The 21,563-nt window shown below is 68.7% G+C and carries 23 protein-coding genes; 18 read left to right on the forward strand and 5 right to left on the reverse strand.

Going from position 1 to position 21,563, the window contains the following annotated elements; all coding sequences use genetic code 11:
* Positions 1-92: 92 nt before the first annotated feature.
* Positions 93-812 (forward strand): GTP cyclohydrolase I, encoded by a 720-nt coding sequence (gene folE, locus SPK54_RS00565; protein ID WP_330945998.1) that lies wholly within the window; start codon positions 93-95, stop codon positions 810-812.
* A gap of 85 nt (positions 813-897) precedes the next feature.
* Here folE and SPK54_RS00570 read toward each other — a convergent pair whose 3' ends face one another.
* Both SPK54_RS00570 and SPK54_RS00575 read right to left on the reverse strand, forming a co-directional pair.
* The gene (locus SPK54_RS00570; RefSeq protein ID WP_330945999.1) at positions 898-1,569 is read right to left on the reverse strand and encodes a ChrR family anti-sigma-E factor; all 672 of its coding nucleotides are present in this window, start codon (positions 1,567-1,569) and stop codon (positions 898-900) included.
* The gene (locus tag SPK54_RS00575; RefSeq protein ID WP_330946000.1) at positions 1,566-2,144 is read right to left on the reverse strand and encodes a sigma-70 family RNA polymerase sigma factor; all 579 of its coding nucleotides are present in this window, start codon (positions 2,142-2,144) and stop codon (positions 1,566-1,568) included. The genes SPK54_RS00570 and SPK54_RS00575 overlap by 4 nt, the downstream gene beginning before the upstream one ends.
* A 196-nt stretch (positions 2,145-2,340) precedes the next feature.
* Here SPK54_RS00575 and SPK54_RS00580 point away from each other — a divergent pair, with 196 nt between their 5' ends.
* The 8 genes from SPK54_RS00580 to SPK54_RS00615 are packed head-to-tail and all read left to right on the forward strand — an operon-like array spanning position 2,341 to position 9,560.
* Positions 2,341-3,297: an acyl-CoA desaturase gene (locus tag SPK54_RS00580; RefSeq protein WP_330946001.1), complete on the forward strand. Its 957-nt coding sequence runs from the start codon at positions 2,341-2,343 to the stop codon at positions 3,295-3,297.
* A gap of 1 nt (position 3,298) precedes the next feature.
* Positions 3,299-4,561: an FAD-dependent oxidoreductase gene (locus tag SPK54_RS00585; protein ID WP_330946002.1), complete on the forward strand. Its 1,263-nt coding sequence runs from the start codon at positions 3,299-3,301 to the stop codon at positions 4,559-4,561.
* Positions 4,558-5,334, forward strand: coding sequence for a DUF1365 domain-containing protein (locus SPK54_RS00590; protein ID WP_330946003.1), 777 nt, complete (start codon positions 4,558-4,560; stop codon positions 5,332-5,334). Before SPK54_RS00585 ends, SPK54_RS00590 begins: the two co-directional genes overlap by 4 nt.
* A complete protein-coding gene (locus tag SPK54_RS00595) occupies positions 5,331-6,584 on the forward strand; it encodes a cyclopropane-fatty-acyl-phospholipid synthase family protein (RefSeq protein WP_330946004.1) in 1,254 nt (417 codons plus the stop codon). Before SPK54_RS00590 ends, SPK54_RS00595 begins: the two co-directional genes overlap by 4 nt.
* On the forward strand, positions 6,581-7,114 hold the full coding sequence (locus tag SPK54_RS00600; protein ID WP_330946005.1) for a DUF2878 domain-containing protein: 534 nt from the start codon (positions 6,581-6,583) through the stop codon (positions 7,112-7,114). Before SPK54_RS00595 ends, SPK54_RS00600 begins: the two co-directional genes overlap by 4 nt.
* On the forward strand, positions 7,111-7,884 hold the full coding sequence (locus tag SPK54_RS00605; RefSeq protein WP_330946006.1) for a DUF1295 domain-containing protein: 774 nt from the start codon (positions 7,111-7,113) through the stop codon (positions 7,882-7,884). The genes SPK54_RS00600 and SPK54_RS00605 overlap by 4 nt, the downstream gene beginning before the upstream one ends.
* 25 nt (positions 7,885-7,909) lie before the next feature.
* A complete protein-coding gene (locus SPK54_RS00610; RefSeq protein ID WP_330946007.1) occupies positions 7,910-8,989 on the forward strand; it encodes a cyclopropane-fatty-acyl-phospholipid synthase family protein in 1,080 nt (359 codons plus the stop codon).
* Positions 8,990-9,002: 13 nt separating this feature from the next.
* Positions 9,003-9,560 carry a lipocalin family protein gene (locus tag SPK54_RS00615; RefSeq protein ID WP_330946008.1) on the forward strand — a complete coding sequence of 186 codons (558 nt, stop codon included), beginning with the start codon at positions 9,003-9,005 and terminating at the stop codon, positions 9,558-9,560.
* A 27-nt stretch (positions 9,561-9,587) separates the two neighbouring features.
* Here SPK54_RS00615 and SPK54_RS00620 read toward each other — a convergent pair whose 3' ends face one another.
* From SPK54_RS00620 to SPK54_RS00630, 3 genes are all read right to left on the reverse strand, one after another.
* The gene (locus tag SPK54_RS00620; RefSeq protein WP_330946009.1) at positions 9,588-9,986 is read right to left on the reverse strand and encodes a DUF4124 domain-containing protein; all 399 of its coding nucleotides are present in this window, start codon (positions 9,984-9,986) and stop codon (positions 9,588-9,590) included.
* Positions 9,987-10,265: 279 nt separating this feature from the next.
* Positions 10,266-10,706 (reverse strand): Cu(I)-responsive transcriptional regulator, encoded by a 441-nt coding sequence (gene cueR, locus SPK54_RS00625; protein ID WP_330946010.1) that lies wholly within the window; start codon positions 10,704-10,706, stop codon positions 10,266-10,268.
* A gap of 17 nt (positions 10,707-10,723) precedes the next feature.
* Positions 10,724-13,111, reverse strand: a complete 2,388-nt coding sequence (locus SPK54_RS00630; protein WP_330946011.1) for a heavy metal translocating P-type ATPase — start codon at positions 13,109-13,111, stop codon at positions 10,724-10,726.
* 136 nt (positions 13,112-13,247) lie between these two features.
* On the opposite strand from SPK54_RS00630, the gene SPK54_RS00635 reads away from it, so the two are divergent.
* The 9 genes from SPK54_RS00635 (at position 13,248) to SPK54_RS00675 (ending at position 21,562) form a co-directional block, all read left to right on the forward strand.
* On the forward strand, positions 13,248-13,448 hold the full coding sequence (locus SPK54_RS00635) for a heavy-metal-associated domain-containing protein (RefSeq protein WP_330946013.1): 201 nt from the start codon (positions 13,248-13,250) through the stop codon (positions 13,446-13,448).
* A 103-nt stretch (positions 13,449-13,551) separates the two neighbouring features.
* Positions 13,552-13,734, forward strand: a complete 183-nt coding sequence (locus SPK54_RS00640; RefSeq protein ID WP_330946014.1) for a hypothetical protein — start codon at positions 13,552-13,554, stop codon at positions 13,732-13,734.
* A 108-nt stretch (positions 13,735-13,842) separates the two neighbouring features.
* On the forward strand, positions 13,843-14,652 hold the full coding sequence (locus SPK54_RS00645) for an HNH endonuclease (RefSeq protein WP_330946015.1): 810 nt from the start codon (positions 13,843-13,845) through the stop codon (positions 14,650-14,652).
* A complete protein-coding gene (locus SPK54_RS00650) occupies positions 14,652-14,879 on the forward strand; it encodes a hypothetical protein (protein ID WP_330946016.1) in 228 nt (75 codons plus the stop codon). Before SPK54_RS00645 ends, SPK54_RS00650 begins: the two co-directional genes overlap by 1 nt.
* 140 nt (positions 14,880-15,019) lie before the next feature.
* A complete protein-coding gene (locus tag SPK54_RS00655) occupies positions 15,020-16,648 on the forward strand; it encodes a TldD/PmbA family protein (RefSeq protein ID WP_330946017.1) in 1,629 nt (542 codons plus the stop codon).
* A 119-nt stretch (positions 16,649-16,767) separates the two neighbouring features.
* Entirely contained in the window at positions 16,768-18,402 is a 1,635-nt protein-coding gene (locus tag SPK54_RS00660) for a TldD/PmbA family protein (RefSeq protein ID WP_330946018.1), read from the forward strand.
* Positions 18,403-18,503: 101 nt separating this feature from the next.
* Entirely contained in the window at positions 18,504-19,838 is a 1,335-nt protein-coding gene (locus SPK54_RS00665; RefSeq protein WP_330946019.1) for a TldD/PmbA family protein, read from the forward strand.
* A gap of 13 nt (positions 19,839-19,851) precedes the next feature.
* On the forward strand, positions 19,852-20,550 hold the full coding sequence (locus tag SPK54_RS00670; protein ID WP_330946020.1) for a DUF4159 domain-containing protein: 699 nt from the start codon (positions 19,852-19,854) through the stop codon (positions 20,548-20,550).
* Between the two features lie 13 nt (positions 20,551-20,563).
* Positions 20,564-21,562 carry a MoxR family ATPase gene (locus SPK54_RS00675; RefSeq protein ID WP_330946021.1) on the forward strand — a complete coding sequence of 333 codons (999 nt, stop codon included), beginning with the start codon at positions 20,564-20,566 and terminating at the stop codon, positions 21,560-21,562.
* The last annotated feature ends 1 nt before the right edge of the window (position 21,563 follow it).

The raw sequence follows: 21,563 nt of genomic DNA on the forward strand, positions 1-21,563 counted from the left end.
CAAAACCGCTCCGCCGGCGTAAGCACTGGCACGCGCTGCGCCGGGCATCGACCGTGCGCGGCGCGCCCTTCCCCTGCCTTCGAGGCCACGCCATGTCGCATCCCCTGCGGGAACCCGCATCCATCCAGCGCCTTGCGCCGCTCACCGCGTCGCAGCGCGTCCGCGAACGCCTGCACAGCGCCGGCACCCGCTTCCACGCCAACGACAACATCGCCGACTACCTCGAGGACGGCGACCTGGAGGCGATCGAGGGCGAGGTGGCCGCCAAGGCGCAGGAGATGCTGCGCGCGCTGGTCATCGACGTCGAGCATGACCACAACACCCGCGACACCGGCCGCCGGCTGGCCAAGATGTTCGTGCGCGAGCTGTTCGCCGGCCGCTACCAGCAGGCGCCCGCGGTCACCGAATTCCCCAATGCCGAGCGCCTGAACGAGCTGATGATCGTCGGCCCGCTGCGGGTGCGCAGCGCCTGCTCGCACCACCTGTGCCCGATCATGGGCCGGATCTGGGTGGGCGTGCTGCCGAATGCCGATTCCAACCTGATCGGCCTGTCCAAGTACGCCCGCCTGATCGACTGGGTCATGAGCCGGCCGCAGATCCAGGAAGAAGCCGTCAGCCAGATCGCCAACCTGCTGGAGCAGCGCCTCAAGCCCGACGGCATCGCCGTGGTGATGGAGGCCGACCACTATTGCATGCACTGGCGCGGGGTGAAGGACGACGAATCGAAGATGATCAACAGCGTGATGCGCGGCCGCTTCCTGGCCGACCCGTCGCTGCGCAAGGAGTTCCTGTCGCTGCGCCACCGCGGCTGATCCGCCGCAAGCGCCAAAACGAACGGCCCGCATCTCGCGATGCGGGCCGTTTGCGTTGCCGGCTGCGCCGGGCGCTGGGCCGGGATTACAGGCCCACCAGCGGCTGCATCTTGCGGGCCAGCCAGCCGCGGAACTGCAGCGGGCCGTCCAGCGCTGCGACGCAGATGCAGGGCACGCCCGGCGAGGTCACCGGCTGGTGCTCCACGTCGCTGTCCAGATCGGCCATGTCGCCGGGACCGAAGTGGCCCAGTTCGTCGTCGTAGGCGCCTTTCAGGATCTGGGTCAGCTCGCTGCCGCGGTGGCTGTGGATGGGCATGCTCTTGCCGGGCGCGATCTTCAGCAGCACGAGCGTGTCGCCGCTGCCGCGCGCGGCGCGGATCATGTGCACGCCGGGCGCCATCCAGCGCCAGCGCAGCGCCTTCCAGGTCTTGCCGAAATAGGGCTGGAGCGGACGCGGGAGCGCGTCGACGGGCGGACGGGCGGGGGCGGTCTCGGGTTCCGGCTTCGGCGCCGGCACCGGCTCGCGCAGGCGCGCCAGCATGTCGTCGCGCAGGCGACCGGCGAGGACCGGCTCGGCGGCCACGGGCTGCTGCTGGAGCAGCAGCGCGCCGCCGACGTGCTCGGCCTCGGCCAGCTGGCGACGGCAGTGCGCGCAACCCTCCAGGTGGGTGTCGGCGACGGCCGCCATCTCCGGCGACAGCGCGCCGGCGGCGTGGCTGACCAGGGTGGCGGGGTCGAGATGGTGGCGCGGCGTCATACGGCCTCCTGCACGCCCGACTGCAGGCGCAGGAAGGCACGGCGGATGGAGGACTTGACCGTGCCCAGCGGCATGCCGAGTTCATCGGCAATCTGCTGGTGGGACTTGGCTTCGAAATAGGACATACGGATCAGGCGTGCTTGGTTCGCGGACAGGCGTTCGATCCGCTCGTTCAGGTCGGCGTGGGCGGCGTAGCTCTCGGCGGAGGAAAACGCGGGATTCTCGGTTTCCTCCTCGAATTCCAGCTCCGGCTCGATGTCCACCGCGATCCAGTGGTTCTCGCGCCGCAGCCGGTCGATGTGCAGGTTGCGGGCGATCCGGAACAGCCAGGTGGACAGGGTGCTGCGGTTGGCGTCGTAGCTGTCGGCGCGCTGCCACAGCCGCAGCAGGGCTTCCTGCGCCAGCTCCTCGGCCACCGCGTGCTGCAGCCCCAAACCGCGCAGGTACAGCCGCACGCGCGGGGCGAAATGGTCGTAGATCCGCATGAAGCAGTCCTGGTCGCGCCGCCGCGCGACCGCCTGCATCTGCGCGGACCAGTAGCCCGGTTCTGCGGGGCTTGCATCGGCGATCGACATGGCTCTGGCCGCCTCGAAAGGCGACAGGGCTCCAGGGTAAGGGTCTGGGCGCATGGTAGGGCAACGCGGGCCATGGAAGGGATTCGCCCGTTCCTACGCGCGGGGCGCCGGATTGGATGCAGGCCGCGGTGCCGGGGGCGTTGCATCCAATCGCCGCAGCGCCGCGTAGTGGAAGCGACCCAACCGGATATCCGCGATGCCCCAGGACTCGGCGCCCTCCTCCTCCCGCCCCACGCCGCCGCCCGGCGGCGGACGCCTGCGCCAGTGGTTCGACAGCGCCGCCGTACCGGTGGCCACCGGCGCCGACGCGGACCGGGTGGACTGGCTGCGGGTGCTGCCGTTCGTGCTGCTGCATCTCGGCTGCATTGCGGTGCTGTGGGTGGGCGTTTCGCCGGCGGCCCTGCTGGTTGCCGCGCTGCTCTACGCGGTGCGGATGTTCGCGATCACCGGCTTCTACCACCGCTATTTCTCGCACCGCAGCTTCCGCACTTCGCGCGTGCTGCAGTTCGTGTTCGCGCTGGTCGGCGCCGCCAGCGTGCAGCGCGGGCCGCTGTGGTGGGCAGCCCACCACCGCCACCACCACAGGCATTCGGATGCGCTGGAAGATCCCCATTCGCCGCGCTACGGGTTCTGGCGCAGCCACATGGGCTGGTTCCTGACCCGGCGCGCGTTCGCCACCGACTTCAGCCGGGTGCCGGATCTGGCGCGCTATCCGGAGCTGCGCTGGCTGGACCGCTACGACGTGGCGGTGCCGCTTGCGATGGCCGCCGGCCTGTACGCGCTGGGCGCGCTGCTGGAGCGCGCTGCGCCGGGGCTGGGCACCAGCGGCCCGCAGCTGCTGGTCTGGGGCTTCTTCGTCTCCACCGTGGTGCTGTTCCACGCCACGGTGACGATCAATTCGCTGGCGCACCGCTTCGGCAGCCGCCGCTTCGCCACCACCGACGACAGCCGCAACAACCTCTGGCTGGCGCTGCTGACGTTCGGCGAGGGCTGGCACAACAACCACCACTTCTATTCCAGCAGCGCGCGGCAGGGCTTCCGCTGGTGGGAGATCGACCTGACCTGGTACGGCCTGCGGCTGATGGCGCTGCTGGGCCTGGTGCGCGACCTCAAGCCGGTGCCCGAGTGGGTGCTGGCGAAGGCGGAGCGCTGAGATGCGGATCGCCGTCGTCGGCTCCGGGATTTCCGGCCTGGCCAGCGCCTGGCTGCTGTCGCAGGCGCACGACGTGGTGCTGTTCGAGGCCAACGACTACCTCGGCGGCCACACGCATACGCACCCGATCGAGCTGGCCGGCCAGCGCTACGCCGTGGACACCGGCTTCATCGTCCACAACCCGGCCCACTACCCGCTGCTGACGCGGCTGTTCCGCGCGCTGGGCGTGGCCACCCAGCCCACCACGATGAGCTTCTCGATGCACAACGCGCGCACCGGGCTTGAATACAACGCCGCCACGCTGGACACGCTGTTCTGCCAGCGCCGCAACCTGGTGTCGCCGCGCTTCCTCGGCATGGTCCGCGACCTGTTCCGCTTCTACCGGCAGGCGCCGGCGCTGCTGGAGGGCGACGGCCCCGGCCCGGGCATCGGCGACTGGCTGGACGACAACGGCTACGGCGAAGCCTTCCGCGACGACCACCTGGTGCCGATGGCCTCGGCGCTGTGGTCGTCGCCGCCGGAGCAGATCCTGGCCTTCCCGGCGCGCTATCTGGTGCAATTCATGGCCAACCACCAGATGCTGCAGGTCAGCGGCCGCCCCGAATGGCGGGTGGTGCGGGGCGGGTCGTCCACCTATGTGTCGGCCCTGCGGGCCCGTTGGCAGGTGCAGGAACGGCTGCGCTGCCCGGTGTGGTCGGTGACCCGCGATGCCCACGGCGTGATCGTGGACAGCGTGGTGGGCAGCGAGCGCTTCGACCGCATCGTGCTGGCCTGCCACAGCGACCAGGCGCTGGCCCTGCTGGGCGATGCCAGTGACGCCGAGCGCGACGTGCTGGGCGCGATCGCCTACCAGCCCAACGACGTGGTGCTCCACACCGATGCCTCCCTGCTGCCGCGCCACCGCAAGGCGTGGGCGGCGTGGAACGCCTTCGTGCCCGGCACGCCCGGCGCGCCCTGCACGGTGAGCTACTGCATGAACCTGCTGCAGGGCCTGCGTTCGCCCGAGCCCTTCGTGGTCACGCTGAACCGCAGCGAGGCCATCGACCCGGCCAAGGTGCTGCGCCGGCTGCACTACCAGCATCCGGTCTACAACGCGGTTTCGGTGGCGGCGCAGCGGCGCAAGGACCGCATCCAGGGCCGCAACCACACCTGGTTCGCCGGCGCCTACTGGGGCTGGGGCTTCCACGAGGACGGCATGCGCAGCGCGGTCGACGTGGCGGCAGGGCTGGGCGTGGACTGGCCGGACGACGGCGCATCGGCATGAACACGCCCCTGCACAGCGCCGTGTATGAGGGCGTGGTGCGCCATCGCCGCGCCGCGCCGCGGCCGCATGCGTTTGCGTACCGGATGGCGCAGCTCTACCTCGACCTCGATGAAATCGAAACCGTGTTCCGCGGCCGCTGGCTGTGGTCGGCGACGCGACGCGCGCTGGCCGAATTCCGCCGCTCGGATTTCCTGGGCCCGCCGGAACGCCCGCTCAAGGAAGCCGTGAAGGATCGCGTCGAGGCCGCCACCGGCGAACGGCCGGCCGGACCGGTGCGGCTGCTGGCGCATCTGCGCTATGCCGGCGTGGTGTTCAACCCGGTCAGCTTCTACTACTGCTTCGATGCTGACGGCGAGACCCTGCACAGCATCGTCGCCGAGATCACCAACACCCCCTGGCTGGAGCGGCATGCCTATGTGCTGCCGGCGGGCGCCGCCCGCGGCAACGGGCGGATGCTGCGCTGGGACTTCGACAAGACCTTCCATGTTTCCCCGTTCGTGGGCATGGCCCGCCGCTACGACTGGCGCTTCACGATCCCGGGCGACACCCTGCACGTCAACATGGCCGTGCTGGGCGCGCACGGCCGCGAGTTCGACGCACACCTGCAGCTGCAGCGTCGGCCGCTGGGCACCGCCACGCTGGCGCGGGTGCTGTGGCGCTATCCGCTGATGACCGCGCAGGTGATCGGCGCCATCTACTGGCAGGCGCTGCGGCTATGGCTCAAGCGCACACCTTTCCACGACCACCCCCGACTTTCAGGAGGCCGTTCTTGAACGCCATCGTCCAGTCCGCACCGGCCAGCGCATTCGGCGCCTTCGACCGGTTCCTGCGCCAGCGCCTGCTCGAACGCCTGTCCGGATTCGGCCACGGCCATCTGGAGGTGCGCGACGCCCTCGGCACCATCGCGGTCGGCCGCGCCGGCGATGGCCCCACGGTCACGCTGGAGGTGCTGGATCCGGGCTTCTATCGCGCACTTGCCGGCAACGGCAGCGTGGGCGCCGGCGAGGCCTACATGGATGGGCTGTGGCGCAGCAGCGACCTGGTGGCGCTGGTGCGCCTGCTGGTGCGCAACCGCGACCTGCTGGACGGCATGGAAACCGGCAGCGCGCGGCTGGGCGGCCTGGCGATGAAGGCCATCCACCTGCTCCGCCGCAACACGCGCAGCGGCAGCCGGCGCAACATCGCCGCCCATTACGACCTGGGCAACGAATTCTTCCGCCTGTTCCTCTCCGAAGACCTGATGTATTCCTCGGCCTACTGGACGGGCGCGGACGACACGCTGGAAGCGGCCTCCACCCGCAAGCTGGACCTGATCTGCCGCAAGCTGGCGCTGGGCCCGGACGACCACGTGGTGGAGATCGGCACCGGTTGGGGCGGGTTCGCCGTGCACGCCGCCAAGCACTACGGTTGCCGCGTCACCACCACCACCATTTCGCGCGAGCAGCATGACCTGGCCGCGGCGCGGATCCAGCAGGCGGGGCTGGGCGACCGCATCACCCTGCTGCAGTCCGACTATCGCGACCTCACCGGCCAGTACGACAAGCTGGTGTCGATCGAAATGATCGAGGCGGTGGGCGCGGATTTCCAGGACAGCTACTTCGCCCAGATCGGCCGCCTGCTGAAGCCGGAGGGGCTGGCGCTGGTGCAGGCCATCACCATCGAGGACCACCGCTACGAGCAGGCGCTGGCCTCGGTCGACTTCATCAAGCGCCACGTGTTCCCCGGCTGCTTCATTCCCTCGGTCAGCGCGATGCTGGCCTCGAAGACCCGCAGCAGCGACCTGGCACTGGTGGGCCTGGAGGATTTCGGGCTGTCCTATGCCCGCACCCTGCAGGCCTGGCGCGAGCGTTTCCTCGCCCAGCTGCCGGCGGTGCGTGCGCAGGGCTATGACGAGCGCTTCGTCCGCATGTGGGAGTTCTACCTTGCTTATTGCGAAGGCGGGTTCCGCGAGCGCTCCATCGGCGTGTCGCACCTGCTGATGGCCAAACCGGGCTGGCGCCCGGTGGACGCGGAGGCGGCATGACCTTCTGGCTGACCCTGCTGGCCTACCAGGCCACCTGGTTCGCGGCAGTGATCGGCGCCGGCCACGGCCTGTGGTGGCCGGGCGTCGCCGCCGCCGGGCTGTTCGCACTGTGGCGGCTGTGGGTGTCGCCGCACCGGGCGCTGGAAGCGCGGCTGGTGGTGGTCGCGCTGGCGCTGGGCCTGCTGCTAGAGAACCTGTGGGTGCGCACCGGCCTGCTTGACTACGCGGTGGCCTGGCCGTGGGCCGGCTCGCCGGCGTGGATCCTGGCGCTGTGGTGGGCGTTCGCGCTGTCCATCGTCCCGCTGCTGGGCTATCTGCACCGGCGCCTGCTGCTGGCCGCGGTGTTCGGCGCCATCGGCGGCCCGCTGGCCTATCTCGGCGCCGCGCGCGGCTGGGACGTCGTCCAGTTCGCGCAGCCGCAGTGGCACAGCCTGCTGGCGCTGGCGGCGGGCTGGGCGCTGGCGATGCCGCTGCTGGCCTGGTTGGCCCGGCGCGGGCTGCAATCCCATTCCGCTGGAGATACCGCATGACCCCCGCCCAACAACTGCCATGGATCTGGCTGCTGGCCGCCGTGCTGATGGTGCTGGGTTGGTTGTGGCAGCGCCGCCGCGACAATGCCGGCATCGTGGACGTCCTGTGGTCCACCGGCCTGGCCGCCGCGTCGCTGCTGCTGGCGCTGACCGGCACCGGCGCACCCGGCGCACGCCTGCTGGTGGGCGTGCTGGCCACCGCCTGGGCGCTGCGGTTGGCCCTGCACCTGTGGGCGCGCGTGCGCAGCGAACCGGAGGACGGCCGCTACCGCGCATTGCGCGAACACTGGCAGGGAAGCCAGGCGAAGTTCTTCGGCTTCTTCCAGTTCCAGGCGCTGCTGGTGGCGCTGTTCTCGCTGCCGCTGGCCGCGGTGGCCGGGCATCCGGCGCCCGCGCCCTGGCAGCTGGCCGTGGCTGCCGCGATCTGGCTGGTCTCGGTCGGCGGCGAATCGCTGGCGGACGCCCAGCTGGCGCGCTTCCGCGCCGACCCGGCCAACCGCGGCAAGACCTGCCGCAGCGGGCTGTGGCGGTATTCGCGCCATCCGAACTATTTCTTCGAATGGCTGCACTGGTGCGCCTACGCGGTCGCCGCCATCGGCGCGCCGCTGGCTTGGCTGGGCTGGCTGGGGCCGGTGGTGATGTACCTGTTCCTGCGCTACATCAGCGGCATTCCGTTTACCGAACAGCAGGCCCTGCGCACGCGGGGCGACAACTACCGCGACTACCAGCGCAGCACGCCGATGCTGTTCCCGTGGTTCCCGAAATCCTGATACCGCAACAAGGAGCGCGCGCGCCATGACCACCGCCACCCTGGACGCCAACCAGCTGTCCCGCGACCTTCCCGCCCCCGGCCTGCTGGGCCTGGCCGAACGCGGCTGGCTGCCGGACGCCGCCCTGCGCGCCGGCATCCGCCGCCTGTGCGCGCAGCGCCTCAAGGAGGAGCTGGCCGGCGGGGTGGAGGCCCAGTCCGCACGCCAGCGCGCCCGTCTGGACGAGCTGCGCCACAGCCCGGTGGCCATCGAGACCGAGGCCGCCAACGCCCAGCACTACGAGCTGCCGCCGGCGTTCTTCACCCATTGTCTGGGGCCGCGGCTGAAGTACTCCTGCTGCTACTACCCGCGCGGCGACGAAACGCTGGCGCAGGCCGAGGAGGCGATGCTGGCGCTGTACTGCGAGCGCGCCGGGCTGGCCGACGGCCAGGACATCCTGGAGCTGGGCTGCGGCTGGGGCTCGCTGACCCTGTGGATGGCCGAGCGCTACCCGAACGCCCGCATCACCGCGGTGTCCAACTCCAACGGCCAGCGCGGCTTCATCGAAGCGCGCTGCCGCGAGCGCGGGCTGGACAACGTGCGCGTGCTGACCCGCGACGTGAACACGCTGGACCTGCCCGCGGACGCGTTCGACCGCTGCGTCTCGGTCGAAATGTTCGAGCACATGCGCAACTACGACAGCCTGCTGGGCCGCATCGGCGGCTGGCTGCGTCCGGGCGGCCGGCTGTTCGTGCACATCTTCGTGCACCGCACCCTGCTCTACCCGTTCGAGACGCAGGGCGACGACAACTGGATGGGCCGGCATTTCTTCACCGGTGGCCTGATGCCGGCGGCGGACACCCTGCTGCACTTCCAGGGGCCGCTGGCGATCCGCCAGCAGTGGCTGGTGGAGGGCACCCACTACGAGAAGACCGCCAACCAGTGGCTTGAGCACCAGGACGCCCACCGCAGCGAGGTGATGGCGATCCTGCGCGAGGCCTATGGCGACGCCGCCGGCCTGTGGTACCAGCGCTGGCGGATGTTCTGGATGGCCTGCGCCGAGCTGTTCGGCTACGCCGACGGCCAGGAATGGATGGTGTCGCACTATCTGTTCGAGCGTTCCTGACCGGAGTCCCGCCATGCCCGCACGCCTGCCCGCAAGACACTGGTGGTGGCTGGCCCTGCTGCTGTGTGTCGGCAGCGTGGCCGCGAACCTGCCCGCCATCCGCCCGGTGCCGCACGTGGACCTGGCCCGCTTCATGGGCACCTGGTACCTGGTGGGCGGCATCCCCACCCGCTACGAGCGCGAGGCGTGGAACGCGGTGGAGACCTACACACTGCGCCGCGACGGCAGCATCCGCACCACCCTCACCTTCAACCACGGCCGCCCGGACGGCCCGCGCAAGCACATCGAAGCGCCGGCACGGGTGCGCCCCGGCACCGGCAACGCGGTCTGGGACGTGCGTGTGTTCGGGCCGATGAAGGCGCAGTACGTGGTCGCGTGGCTGCGCGACGACTACAGCCTGATGGTGGTGGCCCGCGACGCCCGCGACTACGCCTGGGTGTTCGCCCGCTCGCACGACGTGGCCCAGGCCGACCTGGAGCGCGCGCGCCAGCGCCTGCGCGGGCTGGGCTACGACCTGTCGAAGTGGCGGACGGTTCCGCATACCGACACCACGCTTGCGGACAACCGCTGACGGCAGGCCACACCGGCGGCGCGTGATTCAGTAGCCCGTGCAGGCCGCGCGCACATCGGCGTCCAGCGCGCTGAGCTGGGCATACGTGCGCTTCAGGCCCAGCAGCTGCAGCGCCGCCTCGCGCCGGGCCTTGCCGGCGCGGCAGCGCTGGCTGGCGGTCGGGGTGTTGACGGCGCGGACCGAGCGCGTGCCCCCGCTGCCCGCATACCGGCGCGGTTGCCGGCGCGATATCGCGGAGGCGGGTTCGACGCGCGCCACTACCGGATCGGGCCGGTATTCCACCACGCGGTCCAGCCGCTGCTGCGCGGCGCAGGCCTGGGACTGGTAACTCACCGCGCCGTCGCGCGCGATGCAGCGATACAGGCTGTCCGCCTGCGCGGGCGGCAGGAACGCAAACAGCAGGGCGATCAGCAGCAGCGGACGCATCGCGCGGCTCCACGGGTCGATGTGGGCAGCCTGCTGCAACTGCGCTACCCGGCCAATCGTCGATGGGGGTGCGCAGGGGTCGGGGAATGCCGCAATTCGGAGGCGGACTTCCCGCTCGCGTTCGGGCAAGTCTCGGTAGTTCCGGTTTTTGCAGGAGGGACTCCAGCCGCGACCGCAGGGCTCTCTCATGCGGGGATGGGCCGCAGCCGAACGCCAGGGCCGGTGCGGAAGCCCTCCTGCGGGCGGCCGCTTCCATTCCGGCCGCTCCGTCGCAACCGGTCAGGACGCCAGGTCGTCCAGGATCGGGCAGGTCGGCCGGTCATCGCCGTGGCAGCGCTGCGCCAGCGTTTCCAGGGTGCGCTGCATGGCCTGCAGTTCACGGATCTTCTCGCCCAGTTCGGCGGCGTGCGCGCGCGCCAGCTGCTTGACCTCGGCGCTGGCGCGCCGGGGGTCGTCCCACAGCGCCAGCAGCGCCTCGATCTGCTTGACCGCAAACCCCAGCGAGCGTGCGCGCTTGATGAAGCGCAGCCGGTGCAGATCGGCCTCGTTGTACAGGCGATAGTTGGCGAAGGTGCGCGCCGCCGGCGCGATCAGCCCGATGCTCTCGTAGTGGCGGATCATCTTGGCCGACACGCCGGTCAGCGCCGCGGCTTGGCCGATGTTGTGCAGGCCCTGCTCCAGCGCATCAGCCAGTTCGGGGCGAACGGGTTTGGATGCCATGTCGTGCTCCTTGCGGCTCAGTCGCGCGCCCGCGGCGACCAGCGCCGCAGCAGCAATGCATTGGTCACCACGCTGACGCTGGACAGCGCCATAGCTGCACCGGCAATCATCGGGTCCAGCAGGCCCAGCGCCGCCAGCGGGATGCCGATGACGTTGTAGATGAAGGCCCAGAACAGGTTCTGGTGGATCTTGCGCACGCTGCGGCGGGAGATGTCGATGGCGTCGGCCACCAGCCGCGGGTCCGGCCGCATCAGGGTGATGCCGGCGGCATGCATGGCCACATCGGTGCCGCTGCCCATCGCGAACCCTACCGTCGCCGCGGCCAGCGCCGGCGCGTCGTTGAGGCCATCGCCCACCATGCCCACCGGGCCCTGTTTCGCCAGCTGTCGGATGGCCTCCACCTTGTCGGCCGGCAGCAGCTCCGCGCGCACCTCGTCGTCGGCCAGCCCCAGCTGCGCGCCCACCGCGCGGGCGGCGGCGCGGTTGTCGCCGGACAGCATCAGCGGGCGGATGCCCATCGCGTGCAGCGCCTCGATGGCCTCCGCCGACTGCGGGCGCAGCGCGTCGCCGAACGCCAGCAGGCCCAGCAAGCGCCATTCGCCGCCGGTTTCCCGGGCCAGCCACGACTGCGTCTGCCCGGCGTTCGATGCCGCATCCGCCTGCGCCTGCGCGGGCGTGAGGTCGATGCCCAGCTCGCCCATCCAGCGCGCATGCCCCAGCACCAGCCGGGACTGCCCCGCCCTGCCCTCCACGCCACGGCCGGTGACCGCAGCGATGTCGGTGACGTCCGCCAGCGTGACGGGGCGTTCGGTTGCTGCCGCCAGCACCGCCTTCGCCAGCGGATGTTCGCTGCCCTGCTGCAGGCCGGCGGCGAGTGCCAGCACGCTCGCGTCATCGCCATCCAGCGCATGCAGCCGCATCAGCGCGGGCTTGCCCATGGTCAGCGTGCCGGTTTTGTCGAAGGCCACGCTGCACAGCTGGCGGGTGGTTTCCAGCGCTTCCACGTCCTTCACCAGGATGCCGGCGCGCGCGGCCACGCCGGTGCCGGCCATCACCGCCGCCGGCGTGGCCAGGCCCAGCGCGCAGGGACAGGCGATCACCAGCACCGCCACCGCATTGAGCAGCGCCTGCGACCAGTCGCCGGTGGCCAGGCCCCAGCCCAGCACGGTAAGCAGCGCAATGCCGATGACCACCGGCACGAACACCGCGCTGACCCGGTCCACCACGCGCTGGATCGGCGCCTTCTTCGCCTGCGCGTCCTCCACCAGCCGCACGATGTGTGCCAGCACGGACTCGGTGCCTACCGCGGTGGTCCGCACCAGCAGCCGGCCCTCGCCGTTCACCGCGCCGCCGGTGACGGCATCGCCGGGCGCCTTCGGCACCGGCAGCGACTCGCCGGTGAGCAGGGATTCGTCGCCGTGGCTGCGGCCTGCCACCACCACGCCGTCCACCGGCACCCGCTCGCCGGGGCGGATCACCACCGCATCGCCCACCACGACTTCCGCCAGCGGCAGTTCCTGTTCGATGCCGTCGCGCAGCACCCGCGCGGTGTCCGGGCGCAGCGCCTGCAGGGCGCGGATCGCATCGGTGGCCTGGCGCTTGGCGCGCGCCTCCAGCCACTTGCCCAGCAGGATCAGGGTGATGACCACGGCACTGGATTCGAAGTAGAGCGGCGGCGCGTGGTGCTCCGATGCGGAGGCCAGCAGCTGGAACACGCTCAGACCATAGGCCGCGCTGGTGCCCAGCGCCACCAGTTGGTCCATATTGCCGCTGCGCGCGCGCAGCGCGGCGAACCCGGCGCGGTAGAAGCGCGCGCCCAGCCAGAACTGCACCGGCGTGGCCAGCAGCCACTGCACCCAGCCCGGCAGCTGCCAGTGCACGCCCAGCGGCATCAGCAGCATCGGCAACACCAGCGGCAGCGATAGCGCCGCGGCCAACAGCACATGCCGCAGTTCCTTCGGCATGCCGGCGCTGGCTGCCGGCTGCGGCGCGTCCTCGTGCACCCGGTAGCCTGCCTTCACCACCGCCGCGCGCAGCGCCGACACCGGCGTGCCGGCCAGCACGCGTACATGCGCCGATTCGGTGGCCAGGTTCACGCTGGCGGACAGCACGCCCGGCACCTTGCGCAGCGCCTTTTCCACCCGCCCCACGCAGGACGCGCAGGTCATGCCCTCGATCGACAGGCGCACATCGTCGCCGGCCACGCCATAGCCCGCGCGCTCCACCGCTTCCACCAGCTGCGCCAGCGGCAGGCCCGGCGCGCGCACCGTCGCCGCTTCGGTGGCCAGGTTCACCGCCACCTCCTCCACCCCGTCCACTTTGCGCAGCGCCTTCTCCACCCGGCCCACGCAGCTGGCGCAGGTCATCCCGGTAATGCCCAGCTGGATCGTGGAATCGGTGGTCATGACGGCCTCGCTGCGATGATGTTCGCGGCCAGCTTCCACCTTCCCAACATGGGAAGGTCAAGCGCCCAGCCTAGGCTTGACCTTGCCACCGTGGCAAGGCCGACACTGCCCGCATCCACCACACCGGGAGAACCCCATGCTGTTCAAGGTCGAAAACATGAGCTGCCAGCACTGTGTCAGCGCCATCACCCGCGCCCTGCACGCGCTGGACCCCGCCGCGCAGGTGCGCGTGGACCTGGCCAGGGGCGAAGTGGAAGCCAGCGGCAGCTTCAGCGCGGACGCCGCCATCGCGGCGCTGAAGGAAGAGGACTACCCGGCGCAGCGCCTAGACGCCTGAGCCGTACGCGGGGCGCGGCGGGCAATGCCTCCGCCCTCGCCCGCTTCATGGCCAGCACACAGTCCGCCGGCACATTGCCCGCCTGCAAAGGCAGGAGACACAGATGACACCGAAGACACTGAAAACGGCATCGCTGGCAGTGGCCGCGCTTGGCCTGGCGCTGCTGGTGATGATGGTCACCACCGAAGGCGAACCGGGGGCGTTGCCGCTGGGGCTGGTGTCGGCGGGAGTTGCTGGTTATGCAACCGCGTGGCTGCGTGGGCGGCGTGCGGGGTTGAAAAGCTGACTCTGATCCGTGTGTTTGTCTCGTGTTTTTTTAGAAGCGGCAGTTGTGCCAATGATTGGCGATGTTGCAAAGTGCGTGTCACAACATCTATAAACGCCGACTCAGTCCATGATTGAAATCACCAGGGTGCGCGAGGGCGCATTCAACCCCAAAGGCAATTGGACGCGCGAGCAGACAATGCTTGCCTTCAAGCTTTACTGCGAAATGCCGTTCGGCCAATTGGATAGCCGGAACAAAGAGATCATCGCGCTCTCCAAAATGATTGGCCGTACACCAGGCGCGGTAGCTATGAAGTGCCTCAACATCGCGAGCCTTGATCCGAAAATCACTGAAAGCGGTAGGGTCGGCCTTGGCAATGCCTCATCCCTTGATAAAAAGATATGGGGAGAAGCCCATGCAGACTGGGAGGCCGTAATTGCAGAATGCGAGAAATTGCTTGCCTATATCCATAAGGAAAAGAAGCTTCCGGAACCGGAGATCCTCCCGATTGAAGAGCGAGACTTCACCGGTGATGTGCGGGCAGCACTTGTGAAACAGCGTGTCGGCCAGACGTTTTTCCGTCGCGCGGTACTAAGTAGTTACGGTGAGCGCTGCTGCATTTCGAGCGTTAGCGACAGGCTTTTTCTTGTTGCCAGCCATATCGTGCCGTGGAATGAAGATGCAACGATTCGCCTTCATCCTGGAAATGGTCTCTGTCTTTCTGCGATTCATGATAAGGCGTTCGACAAGCACCTATTTTCACTAACGGACGATCATCGTGTAATTCTTTCAGAACATTTAAAAAATTCAAAAGATGATTTTTTGCGACAAATATTTTGGGCGGCGGAAGGCAAGAAAATTTCACTGCCTGACAAGTTCGCGCCGGAACCTTCATTCATTGCACGGCATCGCGAAAAAATGATACGGGACGCCATCTAATGGACGCTATTGATCGGGACTGGCTGCAAATGTTTGACGTGGCCATGAAGCATCTTTTCGCAATAGATCACTTTGATGCTGGGTTGGACGACGAGCAGCTGTCATGTTTTGCCGACTTTCCGCCCTACGAGGCCGCAATGATATTTGGAGAAAAATTCGACTTGGCTCGCGCGGACGTTTACTGGTTTGCCAAAGAGCATCAAGCAGATCTGAAATCAGCGTCCTGATTTTTCTCCGGCGAATCATGGAACAGCAGTTCTTGCGCTACTCATCCGTGCCACCCCTGCCAAAAGACACTCCCCTCCCCTCCCCCGCCTGCCGAGAATCCAGCGCTGGCAGCGCGATGCAGCGCTGCGGGGAGAGACGGATGCAACGACGCGAATTCCTCGTCCTGTCGGGCTTCGGCTTGGCCGGGCTGATGCTGCCGCATGCGCGGCTGATAGCGGCCGAGCAGCTGCTGGTGCCGGCCGATGCGGCCAGGAACAAGGCGCTGGCGGATGCGGTGCTGGCGCAGGCGCGGGTTGGCGGCGCCAGTTATTGCGACGTGCGGATCGGGCGCTATCTCAACCAGGCCATCCAGACCCGCGAGGACCGGGTGCTGAACGTGACCAACAGCGAGTCGTCTGGCGTTGGCATCCGGGTGATCGTGGATGGTGCCTGGGGCTTTGCCGCCACCCATCGGCAGACCGCCGACGGCATGCGTGAGGCCGTGGCGCGGGCGCTGGCGGTGGCACGCGCCAATGCGCGGCTGCGTGAGCAGCCGGTGCAACTGGCGCCGCAGGCGGGCGTTGGCGAGGTGCGCTGGCAGACGCCGATCCGCAAGAACGCGATGGCGGTGCCGGTCAAGGACAAGACCGCGCTGCTGCTGGCGGTGAATGCCGCCGCGCGCAATGCCGGCGCCGATTTCATCAATTCGCAGCTGTTCCTGGTCAACGAACAGAAATACTTCGCCTCCAGCGACGGCTCGTGGATCGACCAGGACGTGCACCGCATCTGGCTGCCGTTCACCGTCACCGCCATCGACAAGGCCAGCGGCAAGTTCCGCACCCGCAACGGGCTGTCCTCGCCGATGGGCATGGGCTGGGAATTCCTGGACGGCGATGCGTCCGGCAAGTTCCAGCTGCCCGGCGGCGTGGTGGGCTACGGCCGTTCCTACGACCCGGTGGAGGACGCCATCGCCGCGGCGAAGCAGGCGCGGGCCAAGCTGAAGGCGCCGTCGGTGCAGCCGGGCAAGTACGACCTGGTGCTGGATCCGTCCAACCTGTTCCTGACCATCCACGAGAACGTGGGCCACCCGCTGGAGCTGGACCGCGTGCTGGGCTACGAGGCCAACTACGCCGGCACCAGCTTCGCCACCCTGGACAAGCGCGAGGCCGGCTTCCGCTGGGGCAGCGACATCGTCAACTTCACCGCCGACAAGACCGAGCCGTACAGCTTGGGCGCGGTGGGCTACGACGACGAGGGCGTGAAGACGCGCAAGTGGGATCTGGTGAAGGACGGCGTGCTGGTCAATTACCAGGCCACCCGCGACGAGGTGCACATCCTCGGCGAGGACGCCTCGCACGGCTGCAGCTATGCCGATTCGTGGAAGAGCGTGCAGTTCCAGCGCATGGCCAACGTCTCGCTGGCGCCGGGCAAGGCGCCGCTGACCCCGGCGCAGATGGTCAAGGACGTGGAGAACGGCCTCTACATCCACGGACGCGGCTCCTATTCCATCGACCAGCAGCGCTACAACGCGCAGTTCGGCGGCCAGCTGTACTACCGCATCCGCAACGGCGAGATCAAGGAGATGGTGGAGGACGCCGCCTACCAGATCCGCACGCCGGAGTTCTGGAACGCCTGCAGCGCGATCTGCGATGCGCGCGACTTCCGCCTGGGCGGCTCGTTCTTCGACGGCAAGGGCCAGCCCAGCCAGGTGTCGGCGGTGTCGCACGGCGCGGCCACCACCCGCTTCGACGGCATCAACATCATCAACACCGCGCGCAGCCTGGGCTGAGCCGCGCGCCATGCCGAAAGTCATTTGCGCGGCCTGCGCCCGGCCCGCAAGAATCGGGGGCTGGACCACCCTGCCCCATCCGCCGCACCGCCCATCCCGTTTCCACCAGGAGAGCCGCCTTGCAACGACGTGAATTCCTCGCCCTCACCGGGCTTGCCGCCGGCGGCCTGCTGCTGCCGTCGTTCTTCGGGAATGCCATTGCGGCGGAACAGCTGCTGATCCCGCTGGACCCGGCGCTGAAGAAGCGCCTGGCCGACGAGGCGATGGGGGCCGCCCGGGCCGCCGGCGCCAGCTATTGCGACGTGCGCATCGGCCGCTACCTGCGGCAGGCGGTGATGACCCGCGAGAACAAGGTGCAGGGCGTGATGAACGGCGAGTCCACCGGCGTGGGCATCCGCGTCATCGCCAACGGCGCCTGGGGCTTTGCCGCCACCAACACCCTGACCGCCGACGGCGTGGCCAAGGCCGCGCGCCAGGCCACCGCGATCGCCAAGGCCAACGCGAAGATCCAGAGCGCGCCGGTGCAACTGGCGAAGGCGCCGGGCTACGGCGAGGTCAGCTGGCGCACGCCGATCGTGAAGAACGCGATGGAAGTGCCGGTGAAGGACAAGGCCGACCTGCTGCTGGGCGTGAACGCCGCGGCGATGGCGGCCGGCGCCAGCTTCGTCAATTCCACCCTGTTCGCGATCAACGAGCAGAAGTACTTCGCCTCCACCGACGGCTCCTACATCGACCAGGACGTGCACCGCATCTGGGCGCCGATGAGCGTGACCGTGATCGACAAGGCCAGCGGCAAGTTCCGCAGCCGCTCGGGCCTGTCGTCGCCGATGGGCATGGGTTTCGAATACCTGGACGGCAACGCCGCCGACAAGACCGTGCTGCCGAACGGCGTGACCGTGTACGGCAAGAGCTACGACATGCGCGAGGATGCCATCGCCGCCGCCAGGCACGCGCAGGAAAAGCTCAAGGCCGCTTCGGTGAAGCCGGGCAAGTACGACCTGGTGCTGGACCCGTCGCACACCTGGCTGACCATCCACGAAGCGGTTGGCCATCCGCTGGAGCTGGACCGCGTGCTGGGCTACGAGGCCAACTACGCCGGCACCAGCTTCGCCACGCTGGAGAAGCGCGAGCAGCGCTTCCAGTACGGCAGCGAGCTGGTCGACATCTTCGCCGACAAGACCCAGCCCGGCAGCCTGGGCGCGGTCGGCTTCGACGATGAAGGCGTGAAGTGCAAGCGCTGGGACCTGATCCAGGCCGGCAAGCTGGTGGACTACCAGACCATCCGCGACCAGGCCCACATCCTCGGCAAGACCGAGTCCGACGGCTGCTGCTATGCCGATTCCTGGTCCAGCGTGCAGTTCCAGCGCATGGCCAACGTCTCGCTGGCGCCCGGCAGGCAGAAGCTGTCGGTGGATGACCTGGTGAAGGACGTGGAGAACGGCATCTACATCGTCGGCGACGGTTCGTTCTCGATCGACCAGCAGCGCTACAACGCACAGTTCGGCGGCCAGCTGTTCTATGAAATCAAGGACGGCAGGGTGACCCGCCCGCTGGAGGACGTGGCCTACCAGATCCGCACGCCGGAGTTCTGGAACGCCTGCGCGGCCATCGCCGACGAGCGCGACTACCGCCTGGGCGGTTCGTTCTTCGACGGCAAGGGCCAGCCCGGCCAGGTGTCGGCGGTGTCGCATGGCTCGTCCACCGCCCGCTTCAACGGCATCAACGTCATCAACACCGCGCGCAACCTGGGTTGAACCCTGCAGGGCCGGATCAGACCGGCGGCATCGGATCGTCGATCCCACCCCATCACCAAGAGCCGCGGAGCCCGCTCCGCGCTGCCAGGAGAAACACCTACATGAGCATCCTCACCGAAGCGCAGGCCAAGGCCATCCTCGACAAGGTCATCGCCCTCTCCAAGGCCGACGAATGCAGCGCCTCGCTGTCCGGATCGGTCGAAGGCAACATCCGCTTCGCCCTGAACAACGTGTCCACCAGCGGCATCGTCGAAGACACCAGCCTGTCGGTGTCGGTGGCGTTCGGCAAGCGCGTGGGCATGGCCAGCATCAACGAGTTCGACGACGCCGCGCTGGAGCGGGTGGTGCGTCGCGCCGAGGACCTGGCGCGGCTGGCGCCGGAAAACCCGGAGTACATGCCGATCCTCGAGAAGCAGAGCTACCGCGCCAGCCCGACCTTCAGCGAGTCCACCGCCGCCATCGACCCGGAGTTCCGCGCCCAGGTGGCCGCCGATTCCATCGCCCCGTGCAAGGCCGAAAAGCTGATTGCCGCGGGCTTCCTGGAGGACGGCCAGAGCTTCGTCGCCTTCGCCAACAGCAAGGGCAACTTCGGCTACCAGCGCGCCACCGGCTTCAACTACACCTGCACCGTGCGCACCGAGGATGGCCGCGGTTCCGGCTGGGTGGGCCGCAACCTCAAGGACGCCGCGGATTTCCGCGCTGCGCAGGACATCGAGATCGCCAAGCGCAAGGCGCTGGCCTCGGCCGACGCCAAGGCGCTGGAACCGGGCAAGTACACGGTGATCCTGGAGCCGGCCGCGGCCGCCGGCCTGATCAGCTTCATGATGAATTTCTTCGACGCGCGCAGCGCCGACGAGGGCCGCAGCTTCCTGTCCAGGAAGGGCGGCGGCAACAAGTTGGGCGAACTGGTCTACGACCCGCGCGTCAACCTGCATTCCGACCCGTGGCATCCGGACGCACCGGTGCTGCCGTGGGACGGCGAAGGCCTGCCGCGCGAGCGCATGGACATCATCAAGGACGGCCGCATCGCCAACCTCAACTACTCGCGCTACTGGGCGGAGAAGCAGGGCAAGACCGCCAACGCGCGCCCCGGCAACCTGCTGATGGGCGGCGGCGACAAGTCCATCGCCGACCTGGTCAAGGGCACCCAGAAGGGCATCCTGGTCACCCGCACCTGGTACATCCGGATGGTCGATCCGCAGACCGTGCTGCTCACCGGCCTGACCCGCGACGGCACTTTCTACATCGAGAACGGCCAGATCAAGCACCCGGTGAAGAACTTCCGCTTCAACGAGTCGCCGGTGATCATGCTCAACAACATCGACGAGCTGGGCAAGCCGGTGCGCGTGGCCGGCGACGAATCCAGCTTCGTGATGATGATCCCGCCGATGCGCCTGCGCGACTTCACCTTCACCTCGCTGTCGGATGCGGTCTGAGCCGGGCCATGCCATGACCCGCGCCGGGTTCCTGCGGCTGCTGCTCGGAGCAGCCGCGGGCGCTCTGGTATCGCCGGCGTTCGCGCAGTCCGGCCGCTACGATTTCTGGTTCACCCGCCTGAAGTACGACTCCGGCGACTGGGACGTGGACGCGCGGATGCCGTCCAACCTGATCACCTCGCTGATCGACTACACCTCGCTGCGGGTGGACCCGAAGGAACACGTGGTGGAGCTGTCCGACCCGAAGATGCTGCAGGCGCCGTTCTGCTACCTCGCCGGGCACAAGCTGGTGGAGTTCAACCCGGCCGAGCGGCGCAATTTCGAGCGCTACCTGCGCAACGGCGGCTTCGTGTTCGTGGACGACTGCAACCACGACATCGACGGATTGTTCGCCAAGTCGTTCGAGGCGCAGATGGCGGCGATCTTCGGCAAGGCCGCGTTGAAGAAGCTGCCCAATGCGCACCCGCTGTATTCGAGTTTCTTCAAGTTCCCGGAAGGCCCGCCGGCCACCGGCTTCGAGCTCAACGGCTGGGGCGACGACCTGGTCCACGACTACCTGAAGGGCATCGAGTTCGACGGCCGCCTGGGCCTGCTCTACAGCAACAAGGACTACGGCTGCGAGTGGGACTACGACTGGCGCAACAAGCGCTTCCTGGCCGAAGACAACACCCGCTTCGGCGTCAATATCGTGATGTATGCCCTGCTGTCCTGAATCGGAAACCGCCATGACCCTTGCCGCAAGCGAAGCCAGCCTCCAGCAGCAGTTCCAGCGCCTCGAACGATTGCGGGCGGCGATCGGCCAGGCCGTGGTGGGCCAGCAGGCGGTGGTGGAGCAGCTGCTGATCGGCCTGCTGGCCTCCGGCCACTGCCTGCTGGAAGGCGTGCCCGGCCTCGGCAAGACCCTGCTGGTGCGTTCGCTGGGGCAGGCGCTGGCGCTGCAGTTCCGGCGCGTGCAGTTCACCCCCGACCTGATGCCCAGCGACATCCTCGGCACCGAGCTGCTGGAGGAAGACCACGGCACCGGGCGGCGCGCGTTCCGCTTCCAGCAGGGCCCCGTGTTCACCAACCTGCTGCTGGCCGATGAGCTGAACCGCACCCCGCCCAAGACCCAGGCCGCGCTGCTGGAGGCGATGGCCGAACGCACCGTCAGCTATGCCGGCACCACCTACCCGCTGCCGGCGCCGTTCTTCGTGCTGGCCACCCAGAACCCACTGGAACAGGCCGGCACCTATCCGCTGCCGGAAGCGCAGCTGGACCGCTTCCTGTTGCACGTGAAGGTGGACTACCCGGACGCCGCCGAGGAGCGCGCGATCATCGCCCAGACCACCGGCAGCGCCAGTGCGCAGGTGCCGACGGTGATGGACGGCAGCGAGGTGCTGGCGCTGCAGGCGCTGGTGCGCGAGGTGCACCTGGGCGAAGACCTGCTGGACTGGATCACCCGGCTGGTGCGCGCCAGCCGCCCACGTGATGCGGGCGCGCCGGAAGACGTGCGCAAGTACGTGCGCTGGGGCGCCGGCCCGCGCGCCGGGCAGTCGCTGGTGCTGGCCTCGAAGGCGCGGGCGCTGCTGCACGGCCGCCTGGCCGCCACCCGAGACGACGTGATGGCGCTGGCCGCGCCGGTGATGCGCCACCGCCTGCTGCTGTCGTTCGTGGCCGAAGCGGAGCAGAAGTCCGCCGACGACGTGGTCGCCCTGCTGCTGCGCGACGTGCCCTACGCCGCCTGAT

The sequence above is a fragment of the Thermomonas sp. LB-4 genome (assembly GCF_036409385.1).
Classification (GTDB): Bacteria; Pseudomonadota; Gammaproteobacteria; order Xanthomonadales; family Xanthomonadaceae; genus Thermomonas.

Bases quoted from the DNA above. Each gene is read 5' to 3' on its own strand.
- SPK54_RS00635 (WP_330946013.1), top strand. From the start codon at position 13,248: ATGCTGTTCAAGGTCGAAAACATGAGCTGCCAGCACTGTGTCAGCGCC.
- SPK54_RS00655 (WP_330946017.1), top strand. From the start codon at position 15,020: ATGCAACGACGCGAATTCCTCGTCCTGTCGGGCTTCGGCTTGGCCGGG.
- SPK54_RS00605 (WP_330946006.1), top strand. From the start codon at position 7,111: ATGACCCCCGCCCAACAACTGCCATGGATCTGGCTGCTGGCCGCCGTG.
- SPK54_RS00630 (WP_330946011.1), bottom strand. From the start codon at position 13,111: ATGACCACCGATTCCACGATCCAGCTGGGCATTACCGGGATGACCTGC.
- SPK54_RS00570 (WP_330945999.1), bottom strand. From the start codon at position 1,569: ATGACGCCGCGCCACCATCTCGACCCCGCCACCCTGGTCAGCCACGCC.
- SPK54_RS00580 (WP_330946001.1), top strand. From the start codon at position 2,341: ATGCCCCAGGACTCGGCGCCCTCCTCCTCCCGCCCCACGCCGCCGCCC.
- SPK54_RS00620 (WP_330946009.1), bottom strand. From the start codon at position 9,986: ATGCGTCCGCTGCTGCTGATCGCCCTGCTGTTTGCGTTCCTGCCGCCC.
- SPK54_RS00665 (WP_330946019.1), top strand. From the start codon at position 18,504: ATGAGCATCCTCACCGAAGCGCAGGCCAAGGCCATCCTCGACAAGGTC.
- SPK54_RS00600 (WP_330946005.1), top strand. From the start codon at position 6,581: ATGACCTTCTGGCTGACCCTGCTGGCCTACCAGGCCACCTGGTTCGCG.
- SPK54_RS00675 (WP_330946021.1), top strand. From the start codon at position 20,564: ATGACCCTTGCCGCAAGCGAAGCCAGCCTCCAGCAGCAGTTCCAGCGC.
- folE (WP_330945998.1), top strand. From the start codon at position 93: ATGTCGCATCCCCTGCGGGAACCCGCATCCATCCAGCGCCTTGCGCCG.
- SPK54_RS00610 (WP_330946007.1), top strand. From the start codon at position 7,910: ATGACCACCGCCACCCTGGACGCCAACCAGCTGTCCCGCGACCTTCCC.
- SPK54_RS00575 (WP_330946000.1), bottom strand. From the start codon at position 2,144: ATGTCGATCGCCGATGCAAGCCCCGCAGAACCGGGCTACTGGTCCGCG.
- SPK54_RS00640 (WP_330946014.1), top strand. From the start codon at position 13,552: ATGACACCGAAGACACTGAAAACGGCATCGCTGGCAGTGGCCGCGCTT.
- SPK54_RS00670 (WP_330946020.1), top strand. From the start codon at position 19,852: ATGACCCGCGCCGGGTTCCTGCGGCTGCTGCTCGGAGCAGCCGCGGGC.
- cueR (WP_330946010.1), bottom strand. From the start codon at position 10,706: ATGGCATCCAAACCCGTTCGCCCCGAACTGGCTGATGCGCTGGAGCAG.
- SPK54_RS00645 (WP_330946015.1), top strand. From the start codon at position 13,843: ATGATTGAAATCACCAGGGTGCGCGAGGGCGCATTCAACCCCAAAGGC.
- SPK54_RS00590 (WP_330946003.1), top strand. From the start codon at position 4,558: ATGAACACGCCCCTGCACAGCGCCGTGTATGAGGGCGTGGTGCGCCAT.
- SPK54_RS00650 (WP_330946016.1), top strand. From the start codon at position 14,652: ATGGACGCTATTGATCGGGACTGGCTGCAAATGTTTGACGTGGCCATG.
- SPK54_RS00585 (WP_330946002.1), top strand. From the start codon at position 3,299: ATGCGGATCGCCGTCGTCGGCTCCGGGATTTCCGGCCTGGCCAGCGCC.
- SPK54_RS00615 (WP_330946008.1), top strand. From the start codon at position 9,003: ATGCCCGCACGCCTGCCCGCAAGACACTGGTGGTGGCTGGCCCTGCTG.